This is a genomic window from Tepidicaulis sp., assembly GCF_965222285.1.
Taxonomy (GTDB): domain Bacteria; phylum Pseudomonadota; class Alphaproteobacteria; order Parvibaculales; family Parvibaculaceae; genus Tepidicaulis.
The window spans coordinates 948,680-965,486 of sequence record NZ_OZ244942.1 but is presented as its reverse complement, the minus strand read 5'-3'; the positions used below and the strand labels follow the sequence as shown (position 1 = coordinate 965,486).

Annotated in this window: 13 protein-coding genes; 3 read left to right on the top strand and 10 right to left on the bottom strand. The window is 56.1% G+C overall.

The window, feature by feature from the left end:
- Positions 1-106: 106 nt before the first annotated feature.
- Positions 107-2,080, top strand: coding sequence for an asparagine synthase (glutamine-hydrolyzing) (gene asnB, locus ACOQOT_RS04540; protein ID WP_420561187.1), 1,974 nt, complete (start codon positions 107-109; stop codon positions 2,078-2,080).
- Here the strand turns inward: asnB (ACOQOT_RS04540) and ACOQOT_RS04535 are convergent.
- From ACOQOT_RS04535 to ACOQOT_RS04490, 10 genes are all read right to left on the bottom strand, one after another.
- A complete protein-coding gene (locus ACOQOT_RS04535) occupies positions 2,045-3,151 on the bottom strand; it encodes a glycosyltransferase (protein ID WP_420561186.1) in 1,107 nt (368 codons plus the stop codon). The two genes, asnB (ACOQOT_RS04540) and ACOQOT_RS04535, sit on opposite strands and share 36 nt — an antisense overlap.
- Before the next feature lie 46 nt (positions 3,152-3,197).
- Positions 3,198-4,322, bottom strand: a complete 1,125-nt coding sequence (locus tag ACOQOT_RS04530) for a DegT/DnrJ/EryC1/StrS family aminotransferase (protein WP_420561185.1) — start codon at positions 4,320-4,322, stop codon at positions 3,198-3,200.
- A gap of 8 nt (positions 4,323-4,330) precedes the next feature.
- Positions 4,331-5,881, bottom strand: coding sequence for a Gfo/Idh/MocA family oxidoreductase (locus ACOQOT_RS04525; protein ID WP_420561184.1), 1,551 nt, complete (start codon positions 5,879-5,881; stop codon positions 4,331-4,333).
- A 13-nt stretch (positions 5,882-5,894) separates the two neighbouring features.
- Positions 5,895-7,265, bottom strand: coding sequence for a nucleotide sugar dehydrogenase (locus ACOQOT_RS04520; protein WP_420561183.1), 1,371 nt, complete (start codon positions 7,263-7,265; stop codon positions 5,895-5,897).
- Between the two features lie 96 nt (positions 7,266-7,361).
- Positions 7,362-8,507, bottom strand: coding sequence for a DegT/DnrJ/EryC1/StrS family aminotransferase (locus ACOQOT_RS04515; protein WP_420561182.1), 1,146 nt, complete (start codon positions 8,505-8,507; stop codon positions 7,362-7,364).
- Positions 8,508-8,542: 35 nt separating this feature from the next.
- Positions 8,543-9,160 carry an acetyltransferase gene (locus ACOQOT_RS04510; RefSeq protein WP_420561181.1) on the bottom strand — a complete coding sequence of 206 codons (618 nt, stop codon included), beginning with the start codon at positions 9,158-9,160 and terminating at the stop codon, positions 8,543-8,545.
- On the bottom strand, positions 9,157-10,257 hold the full coding sequence (gene wecB, locus ACOQOT_RS04505) for a non-hydrolyzing UDP-N-acetylglucosamine 2-epimerase (protein WP_420561180.1): 1,101 nt from the start codon (positions 10,255-10,257) through the stop codon (positions 9,157-9,159). The genes ACOQOT_RS04510 and wecB overlap by 4 nt, the downstream gene beginning before the upstream one ends.
- A gap of 1 nt (position 10,258) precedes the next feature.
- Complete coding sequence (locus tag ACOQOT_RS04500; protein ID WP_420561179.1) at positions 10,259-11,542, bottom strand: glycosyltransferase family 4 protein; 1,284 nt, start codon at positions 11,540-11,542, stop codon at positions 10,259-10,261.
- The gene (locus ACOQOT_RS04495) at positions 11,529-12,161 is read right to left on the bottom strand and encodes a sugar transferase (RefSeq protein WP_420561178.1); all 633 of its coding nucleotides are present in this window, start codon (positions 12,159-12,161) and stop codon (positions 11,529-11,531) included. The genes ACOQOT_RS04500 and ACOQOT_RS04495 overlap by 14 nt, the downstream gene beginning before the upstream one ends.
- Positions 12,145-13,377: a glycosyltransferase family 4 protein gene (locus ACOQOT_RS04490; protein ID WP_420561177.1), complete on the bottom strand. Its 1,233-nt coding sequence runs from the start codon at positions 13,375-13,377 to the stop codon at positions 12,145-12,147. The genes ACOQOT_RS04495 and ACOQOT_RS04490 overlap by 17 nt, the downstream gene beginning before the upstream one ends.
- A gap of 186 nt (positions 13,378-13,563) precedes the next feature.
- Here ACOQOT_RS04490 and ACOQOT_RS04485 point away from each other — a divergent pair, with 186 nt between their 5' ends.
- Entirely contained in the window at positions 13,564-14,841 is a 1,278-nt protein-coding gene (locus tag ACOQOT_RS04485; protein WP_420561176.1) for a polysaccharide biosynthesis C-terminal domain-containing protein, read from the top strand.
- A gap of 70 nt (positions 14,842-14,911) precedes the next feature.
- Entirely contained in the window at positions 14,912-16,759 is a 1,848-nt protein-coding gene (asnB, locus tag ACOQOT_RS04480) for an asparagine synthase (glutamine-hydrolyzing) (protein ID WP_420561175.1), read from the top strand.
- The last annotated feature ends 48 nt before the right edge of the window (positions 16,760-16,807 follow it).

Here is a 16,807-nt window from a genome sequence, read left to right as displayed (position 1 = left end):
CAATTGCATGGTGATATTTATATCTCACCATGCGAAAAAACAAGTTCAAGTTTATACATTAATCATACTGGGAAGCAGCTTTTACCGTTAACACGGATACAATTTTATGTGCGGTTTGTTTAGCATATTTCACTCTTGCTCCCCAATGGTTCCAAGCAACGAGCAATGCTTACTGGATCTTATGGCTCATCGCGGGCCGGATGATAGAGGCAGCGGCTTTTGGCGCAGAGACCAACGTCGCCAGTTTACCCGGTGCGAGTCCGAGTCTCCCTACCATCTCTTCCTCGGGCACCGCCGACTTTCCATTCTCGATGTATCCGCGGCGGGACATCAACCCATGACAAGCTCAAATGATGAAATTGCGCTCGTATACAATGGGGAAATTTACAACTTCATTGAACTTCGGAATGAGCTCTCAACGCGAGGCTATCTGTTTAAATCTGGCTGCGATACCGAAGTGCTCATGTCCGCATGGCTGGAATGGGGACCAGCGTGCCTCGACCGTCTGATGGGAATGTTTTCGTTCTGCATTGCTGACTTCCGAAACAGCAAACTCTATGCAGTACGAGACCCTTTTGGGATCAAACCTTTGTTCATGTATGAACATGAAGGGACATTCGCTTTTTCATCGGAGCTCCCACCCTTGCTTCAACTTACCGGCGGCAAGCTGGAGTACAATACACAAGCTATTTATGATTTCCTGCGCTGGGGATTATTGGAGCACACACCCGCCTGTCTGATCAACGGCATCCAACGTATTCTCCCAGGGCACTATGCTGAAATAGACTTAGCCGACAGCGGCCAATCGCGCCTGATACAATATTGGACGCTTCCCGATCGCGAACCTCGCCCAGATCCCTCGATTGACGACGCCGTTGAATTAAGGAAATTGCTTCTTCAGAGTGTAAAACTTCATCTGCGCAGTGACGTTCCGATTGGATTTGCCCTTTCCGGCGGCATCGATTCGTCAGCTCTTGTTTGCCTCGCGCACAATGTCGATCCGTCAATCGCACTACATACATTTTCTTATATACCCAATGACAGTTCCCTGTCTGAAGAGACTTGGATAGATATTGTGAACAGTCATACTAATGCGGTTTCCCATAAGATATCCGACGATGCGGACACGCTGGAAAGCGAACTTATTCGCGCTACGCGCTTCCAAGGTGAGCCCTTTTCCTCTACAAGCATATTGGCTCAAACACGAATTTATAAAGAAGCCGCCAACCAAGGCATTAAAGTTCTTATCGATGGTCAGGGTGGCGATGAGATGTTCTGCGGCTACCCCTACCAATGCGCAGCTCACGTTGTTGATCTAATCTTATCAGGCAAATTATGGCGCGCCCTCAGACTCTTCACAAGTCTCACCCAGCGCGGCGGCTTCAACAAACTCTCTTTTCTTCAGCTCATTGGACAAGAACTTCTTCCCTCCAAGCTTCACCAGCTGGCAAGGAAGTTGGTGAGACGTCCTTTGGCCCCTTCTTGGATTTTGCCAGACCAGATTTCCAATGTGCAGATCCATTTGGATGACCGATTGAGGTCGAGAACAAAGAATGAGAGTCACTTCGGTCATCGGCTCAGATCTACGATTGGCCAAGCCAATCTACCTGACCTGCTTCGCTATCAAGATCGGAACTCGATGGCCCATTCCATAGAAGCCAGAGTTCCACTCTTAACATCTACGCTGGCTGATTTTGTTTTTGGTTTGCCCCATTCGAAATTCGTAGACCCGCAGAACGGATCAAAAGCGCTACTTCGAAAGGCACTGGAAGGCATCGTTCCGGAGGAAATTATTTCACGCCGCGACAAAGTAGGCTTTGAAACGCCGGAAAGAACTTTTTTAGAGACATTCTTCCCGCTCATAGAAGCGCTTCCCCAGACGCATGCTTTATATAGGTTCGTGGACAGAGAGCGCCTTTTGAATCATGCGCGTGACGTCTTGAATGGAAAAAAGAAATACCATTCGTCGTTATGGAGAGCAGTGTCCTTCGCGTACTGGATAGACTACGCAGAATCCCTAACCACTCCGAGCATCAACTCTTGTTCAAGGGGGGAATATACCGAGGTAGCATCGCACTAACTTCTTTTTCTCGAGTGACCAGTTATAGGTTTGCTGAACAGCTCGAAGGCCACATTTCCCTCTTTCTCTCCCCAATTCTCTATGGGCAATCAAGTACGCGATTGCATCCCTGACCTGCTGTATGTTTTCGGGGTCCACAAAAAAGCAAGCCCCCCAATCTCCGTAGAGTTTTCTCCATTCCCCAAAATCGGACGCAATTATCGGCAGTTCTGCGGCCATATACTCGAAGAGCTTGTTTGGCCGAGAACCGGAATGATTCAAACCTGGACGGAAAAGAATGAGTCCGGCATCAGCCGTTGCCATCTCCTCCAGCACAGCAGATCGCGGAATCTGGCCCAAATACGTTACCTGCCGCCAGCCGGCATGTTCAGAGAGTCGTTTCCTGAACTCTTCATCACGAAAACTGCCAGCTATTGTCAACTCGCATTCGAGCCCCACAATGGCATCCAGCATTATGTCAATGCCACGCTCTTGGGAACAAATTCCAGTGTATATTAACTTGAGCTTTCCATTTGCATGGTCAGTGCAGCGAGATCGACCCTCTTCGAGGATCGGTGCATTCTCTATAATGACAGTCTTAGATGGGGGAAAACGCTCGGCAATTTCCTGATTTACACAGACAATCCTTGTTAGACAGGTGCCAGCCAACCATTCGGCCGCCACGGCCGCCACTGAGAGGCCTTTCCGAAACCCGTGGGGTAAATACCCTTTGGTAAGAATATCGGCTGGCACATTCTCATGTACATCATAAATGACATTCTTACCTAACGCACGCAGTATCAATCCGAGCGGGATAAGCTCAGGATCGTGAAAATGATAGACATCGGCTTTCGCCTTCAACGCCATAAAGAAGAGAAGAATCGGGCCGAACAATACTCTCACGAGCCGGCTGGGGAACTCAGGCAAAATGCGCACATAAGTTGGCGGCGCCTCGTTGTTCGCGGCAGAGAACCTCGCGATCAAGGTTAGAAGCCATCCCATCTCTAGCACGGTTTGCGCTTCTTTGTGATAAATCCTCACGTCATCCCATGGATGAACAGAAGACATATGCACAACATGCTTTTGCTCCATTATTGCGAAAGCTTTCTAGAATTTCTCGAGAACCCGTTAGACCATTCTATAGGCTATCACAAGCGACTTTGATGATGTACTCCTGCTCCTCTTCCCCCAGATAGGGGTGCATGGGCAGGCTGAGGACGCGGCCGGACAGGCTGTCGGAAACAGGCGTGCCGCCTGAGACAGCCGGGTAATGTTTGTAGCCGGTCTGCTGCGAGAGGGCCATGGGGTAGTAGACCATGGTGGGCACACCGGCTTCCTTGCATTTGGCCTGAACCGCATCGCGGTTTTCCACGATGAGCGTATATTGCGCCCAGACGGAGGTTGCGCCATCCATCAGTTTCGGCGTACGGGCGACATCTTTCAGCGCTTGCGTATAACGCGCGGCCACACGGTCGCGGGCAATGACTTCCTCGGGGAAGATCGCCAGTTTTTCCTTCAGGATCGCGGCCTGGATCGTGTCGAGGCGGGAATTCATCCCGATGCGGATATTGTCATATTTCTCGCTGCCTTTACCGTGCAGACGGATCGAGTTGATGACATTCGCCAACTCGTCGTCATTGGTAAAAATCGCGCCGCCATCCCCATAACAGCCGAGCGGTTTGGCCGGAAAGAAGCTGGTCGTTGTCGCATGGCCCCAGGTGCCCACGCGCTTGTTATGCAAGGCGGCACCGAAGCTTTGTGCCGCATCGACCATGACCTTGATACCATGCGCATCGGCAATCTTCTGAATGGCCGGCGCATCCGCCGGTTGGCCGAAGAGGTCCACCGGCACCACAACGGAAGCCTCAAGCCCCTGTTCTTTCGCTTCCCCAATCGCCTTTTCGAAACTTGCGGGATCGATGTTGAAGGTCTCTTCATGCACATCGACGAAGAAAGGCGTCGCTCCCAGCATGCCTGCAACTTCCGCGCTCGCAACATAGGTGAACGAGGGAACGAACACCGCATGGCCGGGCCCGACGCCCCAGGCCATGAGCACAACCGCGAGGGCGTCCGTGCCGTTGGCGCAGGCAAGTGCATGCGCGGCGCCGGTATAATCTTCGAGCTGCGCTTCGAACTCGCGCACTTCCGGCCCCATGATATATTGGCCATGGTCGAGCACACGCGCGATCGCCGCATCGATCTTGGTGCGGATTTTCGCTTGCTGCGCGGCAAGGTCGATAAATTGAATGGCTGGCGCGCTCATCTTCGCTGTCACTCCGTTACTTCTTCGAGTTTGTCGGGGCCTGATTCACGGTACTGGGTGCCGTCTATGGGGCATTTGAGATCGGCGCCGAGCCGGCCGCCGGCCTTGCTCATCCAGCCGATCCTCTTGGCCGGCACGCCGGCCATCAAGGCATAGGCCGGCACATCCTTCGTCACCGTGGCGCCGGCCGCCACGAAACTGTATTCGCCGAGCGTATGACCGCAGACGATCGTGGCATTCGCGCCGATGCTTGCGCCGCGCTTGACAAGCGTCTTGCGGAACTCGTCCTTGCGCTCCACCTCCGAGCGCGGATTGTTCACATTCGTGAAGACACAGGACGGGCCGCAGAAAACGCCGTCTTCCAGTTCAACGCCATCATACAGGCTGACATTGTTCTGGATTTTGCACTTGTCGCCGACCTTTACATTCGGCCCGATGACGACATTCTGGCCGATGGAACAGCCTTTGCCGACATCGACATTCCCCAAAAGATGGCTGAAATGCCAGATCCGCGTGCCTTCGCCGATCGTGACGGGATCATCCACATAGGCGCTTTCGTGGATTTTCACACCCGGGAAGCGTGCCGCCCCCTCACCTTTTGCCGCGGCCGGATCGGCGGCCAACAAAACGTTCAGCACACGCAGCGCCTCGGCACCGTCCGTGCGCGGCTGCTTGTCTTCGGTCACGCAATCGATGAAATGCTGACACTCGAGTTTCAACGGCTCTGCTTCAGGCAAGGGTACAGGTTCGGCATCGGCGGCATTCGGCGAGGGAACCGGCCCGCCCCAATTGATCGAATGGCGGTAGAGCGTAAGCTTTTCGCTCCAGCCTGCCCGGTCATCGAAAACCGCCATGCCGCGCTCGCCGATAACCACAAGTTTCTGCTCTTTGAACGGATGCAGCCAGGAGGCAAAAATATGCCCGCACACACCGCTCGGAAACTTGAGCTGAACCTGGACCGTGTCGGCGATTTTATCGTGCAGAATGGGCGAGAACGTACTCGTCACCGTGTCGGGCTCTTCACCGACCAGCGCCAGGATCATGGAAATGTCATGCGGCGCAAAGCTCCAAAGCACATTTTCCTCGCGGCGGATTTTGCCGAGACTCAGCCGGTTGGAATAAACATATTGCAGCCGGCCAAGCTCGCCCTTCTTCACCAGCTCATGAAGCGCAAGAAACGCAGGGTGGTATTGCAGCAAATGGCCGACCATCAGCCGCCGGCCCGTTTCGCCCGCCACGTTCAAAAGCGCTTCGCCATCCGCTTTACTGAGCGCCAGGGGCTTTTCGATATAGACATGCTTTCCCGCGCGCATCGCGGCAATGCCGAGACGGGCATGAAGTTCTGCCGGTGCCGCGATAGCGACCGCGCCCGCATCAGACGTCAGCACTTCATCCCAGGAGAGCGCGGGTACGCCGTATTCTTCGGCGAATTTCCCGGCGAGTGCCTGGTTCGGATCGCTCACCCCGGCAAGCGCGCCAAGCTCGGCGAAATTGCGGACAAGATTCTTTCCCCAGTGGCCGCACCCGCACACCACCACCTTCGCATTGGACGACGTCATTGTTGATACTCGATTAGGCTTTGATGATTACGGCTTTCGCATCCGCGCCCGTATAGGCCCTGTTGCGTGTGTCCACGATAAGCGGCGCATGACGGGAAACGAGCGCATAATCCACCGTGCTGTGATCGGTCGCGATCAAGACGGCATCGTAGGTTCCTACCGTTTCTTCGGTCAGTTCCACGGATTTGCGGCCGGAGAGATTGTCATGTTCGCGGGTATGCGGCACGACCGGGATGAAGGGATCGTGGAAATCCACTTTCGCGCCGGCGGCCTCAAGACGCTCCATCAGCACAAGCGAGGGGCTTTCACGCATGTCATCGACGTCTTTCTTATAGGCGATGCCGAGAATGAGAATGCGCGAGCCCTTCACCGAGCGCTCAAAATGATCGTTCAGCGCCTGCGAGAGCTTGGCGACCACATAATTGGGCATATGTGTGTTAATTTCACCGGCCAGCTCGATGAAGCGGGTCGGGACATCGAATTCACGCGCCTTCCAGGTGAGATAAAAGGGGTCGATTGGAATACAGTGTCCGCCAAGGCCGGGGCCCGGATAAAAGGGCATGAAGCCGAAAGGCTTGCTCGCGGCGGCATCGATCACTTCCCAGACGTCGATCCCCATCTTGTCGAAAATGATCTTGAGCTCGTTGACGAGCGCAATGTTCACCGAGCGGAAAATATTCTCGGTCAGCTTCACCGCTTCCGCCGTCCGGCTATTGGAGACGACCACGGTTGCATCGATGATCTTGTTATAAAGCGCGCGCGTTGCTGCCAGCGCCTCGAGGCCATCCGCGCCTACCACTTTCGGGGTGGTCTGTGCCGTGTGGGTTTTATTGCCGGGGTCTTCACGCTCAGGCGAATAGGCGAGGAAGAAATCCACCCCGGCTTTCAAACCGCTTTTTTCAAGGATCGGCTTCATCACCTCGTCGGTGGTGCCAGGGAACGTGCTCGATTCCAAAACAATGAGCTGGCCTTCGCGAAGGCGCGGCGCAATCGCCTCGGCCGTTGCTTCGATTGCCGTCAGATCCGGCTCTCTGTGCCGGGTGAGAGGCGTGGGTACGCAAACGATGATGACATCCACTTCGGAAATGCGGTCGAAATCGCTGGACGCCTCAAACTGGTGGTTGCGGCGCAAATTGCCGATGGCCTCAGAAGGGATATGGCCGATATAGCTCTTGCCGTCGTTCAGAAGGCCGACTTTTTCCTGATCGATGTCAAAGCCAATGACGGCAAGGTCTTGCCGGCAGCAAAGCTGCACAAGGGGAAGCCCAACATAGCCAAGCCCCACCACGCCAACCCGCGCTTCAGTGGACTCTATCCGGGAAATGAGCGCATCCGACAGCGACAGACCCTCCTCCACCGGAGCAATTTGCTCGTTCAAACTCATTTTGTAATTCCCCAAAACTCCGGCTCAGACCGCCCCCAGTCCGGCCTGCAATTCATGCCGTCTTAACCCAATTTATTGACCAGCGCCACCGCCAGCTTACGCTTTATTCCATACTGACAATATAGCCTCTATGACAAAGCGAATTTCGTCTTCTACCATGGCGCTGCCGGAGGGCAAGCAGATACCGCATTTGAACAGCGATTCAGCCACATTCCTACCGATATAGGGCGCATCTGCCAAAGCTTTTTGGCAGTGCATCGGCTTCCAGAGCTGGCGCGCCTCGATCCCATATCGATCAAGCTCTGCGACAATTGACGCCGAATCCAGTTCTTCAGGCAAGGTGAGCACCGTCAGCCAACGATTGGCGCGAGCCCCCGATATTTCCTCTAGAAACTTGACACCCGCCTGATTTCCCAAGCCCTGACGATACGCCTCGAAAATCTCCCGCCGGCGTGCCACCCGCTCCTCAAGCACCTCGAGCTGACCGCAGCCAACGGCAGCATTGAGCGCACTCATCCGGTAGTTGTATCCTATTTCATTATGCTCGTAATACGGCACAGGTTGGCGAGCCTGTTGGGATAGGTTCCGGGCATGCTCAACCAGCACCTTATCCTCGCTCGCAAGAAGCCCGCCGCCGCCGGTCGTCAGAATCTTGTTGCCGTTAAAGGAGAATGCCGCGCAGGTCGCCCCCCTGCCTGCATGCTGGCCGTGCAGAAAGGAGCCCACCGCCTCTGCCGCATCGGCGATTACCGGCACCCCATATGGGTCCGCTAAAGCCCGCAGGCGATCATAATCACAAGGCTGGCCGTAAAGATCGACGGCGATGATTGCCTTGGGAAGGTCGTTTCGAGCTGCCGCCTTCGGCAGTTCCTCCGCAACAAGATCCAAATCGAGCGTCCAGTTTTCCGGATCGCAATCAAACAGGACCGGCTGCGCGCCTTGATAGGTAATAGGCGCTATGGACGCGATGAAGGTGAAGGTCGGCGCCCAAACCTTGTCACCTGGCCCGACGCCCAGGCAGCGCAATGCCAGATGGATAGCCGCTGTGCCGCTTGCCACCGCAACGGCGTGAGGGAACCCCGTCGCCTCGCAAAACATCTGCTCGAAACGGGCGAGCATCGGCCCTGCCGGCGCCACGAAATTGGTCTCGAAAACTTCATCGACATAGGGCCGCTCTCGGCCGCTCATATGAGGCGGGGAAAGCAGGATGCGTTCGCCCGAGGGCGTGGGAAAAGCTGACATTCAAATCGTCCTGCGGTAGGGCGGGCCAAGCCCTCTCAAAGAGGCCGCGCCGGCACGCCGCCGACCTTGGCGCCGGAGGCCACATTTCTTATCACGGCGGCGCCGGCGCCTACAATCGACCAGGCGCCAAGCCGTGTCCCGGGAATGACCTTCGCGCCAAGGCCGAGAAAACATCCCTCTTCCACCTGCACGTCACCGCCCAAACAAGAAGAGGGGGCAAGGTGCGCAAAGGCGCCGACCTTGCAATCATGCTCGACAATGGCACCGGTATTGATAATCGCGTGATCGCCGATTTCCGCATCGGGCTGAACGATGGCGCCGGCGCATATCAGAACACCTTTGCCGATCCGGGCACTCTCATGCACCCAAGCCGTGGGATGAATGGCGCTATGCCAGCCAGCAGGCTTCATCTCATCTGCCAGGTGTTGACGCACCCGGTTTTCACCAATCGCTAGAATGGCTTCGTAATCGGCCAGGACCGGTTCCACCTCTTCTTGCAGGCGGATTTCCCGTCCCAGAATTAGCTGCCCTTTCAGAGCAGGATTCTTGTCAAAAAAACCGATGATTTCGGTGCCGCGCGCCTCCAGTGCCGCTGCCGCGACTTTAGCGTGACCGCCCGCCCCGATTACAATGACCCCGTCTCTATCTTTCATGCGCCGCTTTTTCTCTTCAACGCCTCGACGATCCGGCGGCCGGCGTCACCTGCCCCATAGGGCTGCTCGCCTTCCTGCCCGAGCCGGCCAATTCCCGCCAAAATGGCGCCGGCCACCGCCTCCGCCGAAACGGGGGGCTGCACTATGTTCCAGCCGAGCTCGACCAGCTCCGTCCATTCGGTCTCATCGCGCAGTGTGACGCAAGGCTTGCCGTGAAAATAGGCTTCTTTTTGAACGCCGCCTGAATCGGTCGCGACCAGTGCTGCACCGGCCTCAAGGCTCGCCATATCGAAATATCCGACCGGGTCGATGATCTGCAGCTGGGCGAGAAAGCTCCCCAGCTCTGCATCTCCCTTCACCATGTTCCTGGTCCGGGGATGCAGCGGCAACAACACCGGCAATTGCCCGGCTACCTTTGCCAACCCTTCCAAAATGGCACGCAGCCGTGCCGGGTCATCCGTGTTCTCTGCGCGATGCACTGTCGAAAGGACGTATTCTCCATCCTTCAGACCCAGCTTTTCCAGAAGCGCCTTGCCTCGGCCTGCCGCTGCCTCGGCCGCAAAACGCGATGCGTCATACATAACATCGCCCACACAGTCGATTTTCGAGGCCGCGATGCCTTCTTTTTCGAGATTGGTATTTGCTCCGAGCGTCGGTGTCATCAAAAGGGAGCTCAAATGATCGGAAACAATGCGGTTCTGCTCTTCGGGCATGCGCATATTGCGCGAGCGCAGCCCAGCTTCGACATGCGCTACAGGAATGAGAAGTTTTGACGCAGCCAGGGCGCCGGCGAGAGTAGAATTGGTGTCCCCATAGACCAATACCCAGTCCGGCTTTTCTTTCAGAAGGATTTCCTCAATCCCTTCGAGCATTCGTCCGGTCTGGCGTCCGTGAGAGCCCGAGCCGATCGCCAGATTATAGGCGGGCGCAGGTATCGACAATTCGGAGAAAAAGATGTCGGACATGCCCTCGTCATAATGCTGACCCGTATGCACCATGACTTCATCCAAACCAGACTCGGCAAAGATCGCGCGGCTGACCACCGCTGCTTTGATAAATTGCGGTCTCGCGCCGACAATAGAAACAATCTTCAACATCTTACTTCGCACTTGTTGGATTGGTGAGTGATTTCAATAGAGCACTCAAACGACCACCTAAAATCGCCATCGAATGATTTTTCCGTGCATATTCTTGCGCGTTAAAAGCCATATTAAGTCGCTCTCGCGGCGACACTTTTTTCAAGTTTTCAATGGCATCTGCTAACTTCTCAGGGTCCTCCGCCGGCACACATACACCAGCACCCGCCTCACTTACGGGATTGTAATCAGCATCAAGAGCAATAACTATAGGCCGGCCAACCGCTAGATAATCGAATAGTTTGTTCGCGCTGATTCCATAGCGGTAAATCGGCATGGAATGAAAAACCAAACAAAATGCATCGGCTTCATGCAGAACAGAGCCTACATTCTTTTTTGGCACAGCAGCTTCGAATGTAACAAAATCTAACCCGTGTCTTTTAGCGTAATCCATCAGCATGGGCTTATTCGGCCCATCCCCTACCAATCTAATACTCAAGCCGTGCGATGAGTTCCGTTGTTGGAGAATTTTTGCTGCATCAAGTAGATTTGTGAGGTTATTTGCGTTTCCGTGTGACCCCGCATACATCAACGTAAATATTCCGTCAGCAGATGGCTTATAAGCACTCGCCGCGGGTTGTTCACCAATGCTCACGCCATTGGGTATCCATACAATGTGATCTGGATCCCCCCCCGACGGCACGATGTGCCGATGGGCATCAGGAAGGAGCGTGATAATTCGGTCTGCATGTCTATAGAGAAACTTTTCGATAATTCTCAATGCAATAATAAATGGGTGGCGCTCCGAAAAATAACCAAGCTGCACCGCGGAAAGGGGCCAGATATCACGGACTTCCAACACAAAAGGAACTCCGAAGAAACGGGAGGTTGCATAAGCCGACAAAGCGGATATCAAATCGGGTGATGTGCCGATAACGATGTCGGGATGCGGCAAATCACGCAAACCGCGCCGCCTGATCACTGAGAACGCGAAAGTGATGTTATTCCAGATGCGCCGCCAGTACTTGGGGCTGGAAGAAGGAGTCCTTATCCAGTGAAAACGAACGCCGTCGACCTGCTCGCGTAAGAACGGTTTTCCCTCCGGAACATGATCCCTATCCGAGATATGATGCCTGCCCGCTCCAACGATTGTCACATCGATATCATGCTTGCCAAGCTCCTTGGCCAGTTCGATATGACGCGTGCCGCCCGCCTGATCGGGTGTCAGAGCGAAGTGATTGACGATCCAGACCTGCATCCCCTTACCGCTCGCCGCGACTTCATCTTCCAGATCACTGTTTTCCATACTTCCTGCGCATTTCCTCATCGAACCGGGGCATGGTCGCGTGCCCTTCTGCCGATATCCCCTCAGCCGAGAGCACGGCCTTTAACGTCTTTATTAATATTAACCCGTCCAGAAGAAGAGACGCACGTTTTACATATTCGGCATCCGCCCGCAAGCGCTCCTCCCAGGAAACCGCGTTTCTGCCATTTACTTGCGCCCATCCGGTCAGCCCCGGACGAACGTCGTGCCGTCGCATCTGTTCCGGGCTATAATAAGGTAAATAGTCGACAAGCAATGGCCTCGGCCCGACAAGGCTCATATCGCCTTTGAACACATTCCAGAGCTCGGGCAGCTCATCCAGGCTGGAAGAGCGAAGAAAACGGCCCAGCTGCGTCAACCGTTTTTCGTCCGGTAACGGCTCGCCGTCCTTATCCACCGCATCCAGCATGGTACGGAACTTCACGAGCTTGAACGGCTCACCGTTCTTACCTGCCCGCAACTGCCGAAAGAAAACAGGCGAACCAAGCGACAGGCGGATAAGAACCGCAATGCCTGCCATAGGCACCAAGAGAACTGGCAGCAGGAGGAGGACGCTGGCAACGTCTATCGCGCGCTTTGTAAATCTATAGCCTGCGGTCACCGCCACCCTCCGCTAGTTGGCACACAAGCTCCAAAAGCCGCTTGCCAAGCACATCATCTCCGTGATGCTCAATCACATAGTCCCTTCCGCGCGCGCCCTGCGCAACGCGTTCTTCGGCAGGCAAGGATGCCAATCGACGAGCAGCATCCGCCAATGCGTGAGGGTCTTCAGGAGGAATAGTTATGCCCGCCTTTGCCATATCGACGGGATTGGCGGAGGTGTTAACGGCAAATATGACAGGCCGGGCGGCGGCCATGTAGTCGAAAAGCTTGTTGGGACTTACGCCCCACCTAAAGACGGGCAAATTCCGCAAATGCATGAAACAGGCATGCGCCTCACGCAGAACGGCAGGGATCCCGCTCTTCGGAACGCTCGCCCGGAATTCCACATTCTGAAGCTGCATGGCGGCAGCACGGTTTTTCAACGCCTCCTTACGTGTGCCATCACCGATCAACACAAAGCGAATATGGGAGTTCCCCTCATCCTGAAGAATTTTCGCTGCATCAAGCACCACATCCAAACCATTGGCGACACCATGCGCCCCGGCATAAAAAATCTTGAAAAAGGAGCCCGGTTCTTCAGGTGCCGGATCCTGAAACAGCGACACATCCACACCGTTCGGTATCCAGACAATTGCCTCGTCCTTTGCCCCTTTCCCGGCCAAGTCCTCGCGCGCCTGAGGCAACAAGCTGATGACCTTGTCGGCACGCCTTAACAGGAATTTCTCAAGCCGGTCGATCAGAACGATGAAAGGATTTAGTCGGAAATAGCCACCAAGCTCGACAAGAGACTCGGGCCATATATCGCGCACTTCGAGCACAAAGCGCGCCTTGTATCTGCGGGAGAGAATGAAGGCCGCAAAGGCGGCGAAAGGATGCGGCGTAGACCCGATAATCACATCGGGTCGCGGGAGGTAAGAGGGCGCTCGGCCTATGATGGCGCGCAGCGCGAAAACCGTCATATTCACAATACGGCTAAACAGGTTGCTGTATTCTGGGGCATTCAGCCAAAGGAACTTGATTCCATCATAATCATGGATTCGCGCCCGGTAATTCTTCTGCTCGGCGCTCGAGGCACGGCTTTGATAATTCACATCCGCGGCAATGATGGAAACGGAATGCCCAGCGCTTTGCAGGTAGCGCCCCAACACCCAATGCCGCGTCCCGCCCGCCTGCCCTGGCGGGACCGCATAATGATTTACAATCCAGATGTTCACTTAAGCCCTCTGACCGATCCTTTAAGCAACGCATCCCCGTCCGCGGCACTATACTGGCCTACCTGTTTCCCCCAAACCACAGATGTGAACAAATCCGGGCCCTTTCATGATGTTTTCCAGCCCGCTATAACTGGTCCACCTAAAAACGGCCATTCTGACGAAGTCCCGAGAGGCGGCGCCCCGCTCATGATCAAATCCACCTTCCTGGCGGCACTAGAGAATGCCGTGCTTCTTCTTGGGAAGGCCGCGGCGCTCTTTCTTTTCGCTTGGCTCGTCGGCCCTGCCGCCCAAGGCGCCTTCACTCTTTTCTTGTCCGCTTTTGCTCTCATCACCACAGTGAGCATTTTCGGGCTCGACACATCTAACAATTTTTTCGGCGCCAAGGCGCTGTCGGGGCGCCGAAGAGCCGCGCTTTTCGGCAACTCGCTTCTTCTGGCGCTCCCGTTCAGTGCAATCTGTGTCACCCTCATGCTGGGTTTGCGGTTTTTCACCAATATTTTAGGTGAATTGTCCGACACGCTTTTTATTTTGCTTTTGATCGACGCACCGCTCGGCCTGCTATTTCTGGCGACCGGCTCCCTTCTTTACGGCGCCAACCGGTTCGGTGTCCGCCTTGCGGGGACGGCATTCCATATGCTGGTTTTCCTTGCCGGACTTGGTATCGAAGCGGGGAGTGGCACGCTCAGCGCGGAAGCCGGAATGTTCTGGTGGTCGATCGGCCTGGGGCTCACAACTCTCTTCTGGCTGGTCATTTGCTGGTACGACAGTGAGGGACTGCCCTTCGCTCACATCCCGACATTCAAAAGGCAGATGCGCTATGCGCTCCGCTCCTACCCCTATTTTATGATGAGCGTTGCAAATTTCCGGCTAGACAATTTCATAGTCGCCGGGCTGCTCGGTCTACCGGCGCTTGGCATTTATTCGGTGGCCGTGGCCGCGGTCGAAGTCTTTCTCTATCTGCCCCGTTCGCTGGTCAATGCCACCTTAACCCATCAGGCAAGCAGTAAAACCCCCTCAGGCGCCAAAGTCATCCGACCGCTTCTGGGCGTGCTGATCGCCATTCTGCCCATTGCCCTCTTGGCGCCGCCGGCAGGTGTCCTGATTCTCTTTTCTTCCGAGTTCACGCCGGCCGCCACTACCACGGTCCTTCTACTGCCCGGCATATACGCCATGGCGCTCGGCGCAGTCGGCTCCTTCTATCTCTTTGCCCGCGCACGAACGGCCCTAGCATCGAAAGCCGCCGCTCTTGGCGCGGTAGCGACCCTCCTCTCCAATTTCGCGCTCATTCCGCTGCTCGGCATCCATGGCGCCGCGATTGCCACGTCACTTTCCTACGGCACATTCTGCCTTTATGTGTTGAGGGCGATTGCGCGGGAGGACAATGTGTCCCTACTTTCGCTTATCCGCCCGGACTGGGCAGTGCTCACCTATCTGCGCGCGCGGCTCGCCCGCTCTCACACTTAAGGACTCTTTCATGTGCGGGATCGCCGGTATCTTCAGTTCAGCGCCGAGAGGGCTTGAGGCCATTGCGCCCATGACGCGGGCGCAGGCGCACCGGGGGCCGGACGGTGAAGGTTTTGCGCTGGCCGACGCTGAAGGACGCTGCACCATCGTTCACAACAGCCCGCCCCCTTCAAGCGGCGGGCACCTTGCTCTGGGGCATCGCCGCCTTGCCATTCTCGATACGAGCACAGCCGGCCTGCAGCCAATGGCGAGTGCCGAGGGCGATCTTGCGATTTGTTACAATGGCGAGGTCTATAATTATGTGGAGCTGCGCGACGAGCTGAAAAGCTCCGGCAGCCGGTTCCACACCGGCACGGACACAGAAGTCATCCTGGAAGCCTATCGCCGCTGGGGGACGGATGCTTTCTCGCGCTTTAACGGCATGTGGGCGCTGGCGATCTGGGACGGGAGGCGGCGCGAGCTGATCCTCAGCCGGGACCGTTTCGGCATCAAACCTCTGCATACCGCCTGCCACGACGGCGCGCTCTACTTTTCCTCTGAATTGAAAGCCCTTCTGCAAGTAGAAGGATTGCGTAGGAAGCTCAACCGGGAACGGGCCGCCGATTTTCTGCGCTGGGGGACCGTCAACCATACGCGCGAGACATTCTTCGAGGGGATCGAGGCTTTTCCTCCCGGTCACTACGCCGTGCTCAAGGCCGATGCCCCGTGCGCCCTTGCGCCGCAACCGTTCTGGGCGCCGGCGGAGGAAAGCCGCCTTGCCGCGCGCCAAATCGGCGCCGAAGACGCACAAACGGAATTCCGCACTCTTTTCGATTCCGCCGTCTCCTTGCGGCTGCGCTCGGATGTGCCGGTCGGTGCCTGCCTTTCCGGCGGGCTCGATAGCTCCTCTATCGTCTGCACTGTGGCGGAAGGTCTGCCCGAGGGACACCGGTTTGCCACATTCACCTCCGCTTCAAGCGATCCGGCATTCGATGAACGGGCCTGGTCGGACCTCGTCATCAAGAAATGCGGTGCAGAGGCGCACACGGTTTTCCCAGAAGCGGAGGCTTTTATCCGCGACCTCGATGCGCTCATTCTTGCGCAGGAAGAGCCCTTTCCTTCCGCCAGCATCTATGCCCAATACCTGCTCATGAAAGCGGCGCGCGCGGCGGAGGTCCCTGTTCTGCTCGACGGCCAAGGGGCCGATGAAGCGCTCTGTGGGTATCGCAAGTATGTGGTTTACAGCCTTCTGGAAGCGGCCAAGGCCGGCCATTGGCTGAATTTTCTCTCCGGCCTCGGCTGGTGGGCGGCGCGCGGCGACAAGGGGCTTTTAAAATTGTCCGAAGGGGTGCGCTATCTGCCCGCCTTCATGCGCAAAGGACAGGCCGATCCAATGTCGCCTCTGGTGGGCAAGGGTTTTCAGGAGGAATGGGCCGCAAGCCGCCCGGGTTCGGGCCTTGCCACCTATCGCTCAAGCGAGCGGCAGATCGACGATTTGCTCCGCTTCTCCGTCCCCCCGCTTCTGCGCTATGAGGACCGCAACTCCATGGCCTGGAGTATCGAAAGCCGCGTGCCCTTCCTCGACTACCGGCTCGTGGAATTTTTGCTGGAGCTGCCCACCTCGCTCAAAGTGTCACGCGCGCAAACCAAATCTTTGTTACGCAGCGCCCTGCGCGGGCGGGTGCCCGATGCAATTCTCGACCGGCGGGACAAGATGGGCTTCGTCACACCGCAAATGGTCTGGATGCAAGGGCCGCTGAAAAAGATCTTCGCTGAAGCGTTTGCATCGCCCGATTTTGCTATCGGCGCGCTGATCGATCCGGCCAAAGCTGCATCGCTGCTCGAAGCGAAAGGATATTGGGCTGGGGCCGCCTTGAGCGGGGCTTTCCGTATCTTCATTCTCAACCGCTGGGCGCAGCTGCACGGCGTGCGCATTTGATCGCGGGCAAATCGTTTCTGCCCGAGTGCGTAAAAGGCGGCTTGAAAA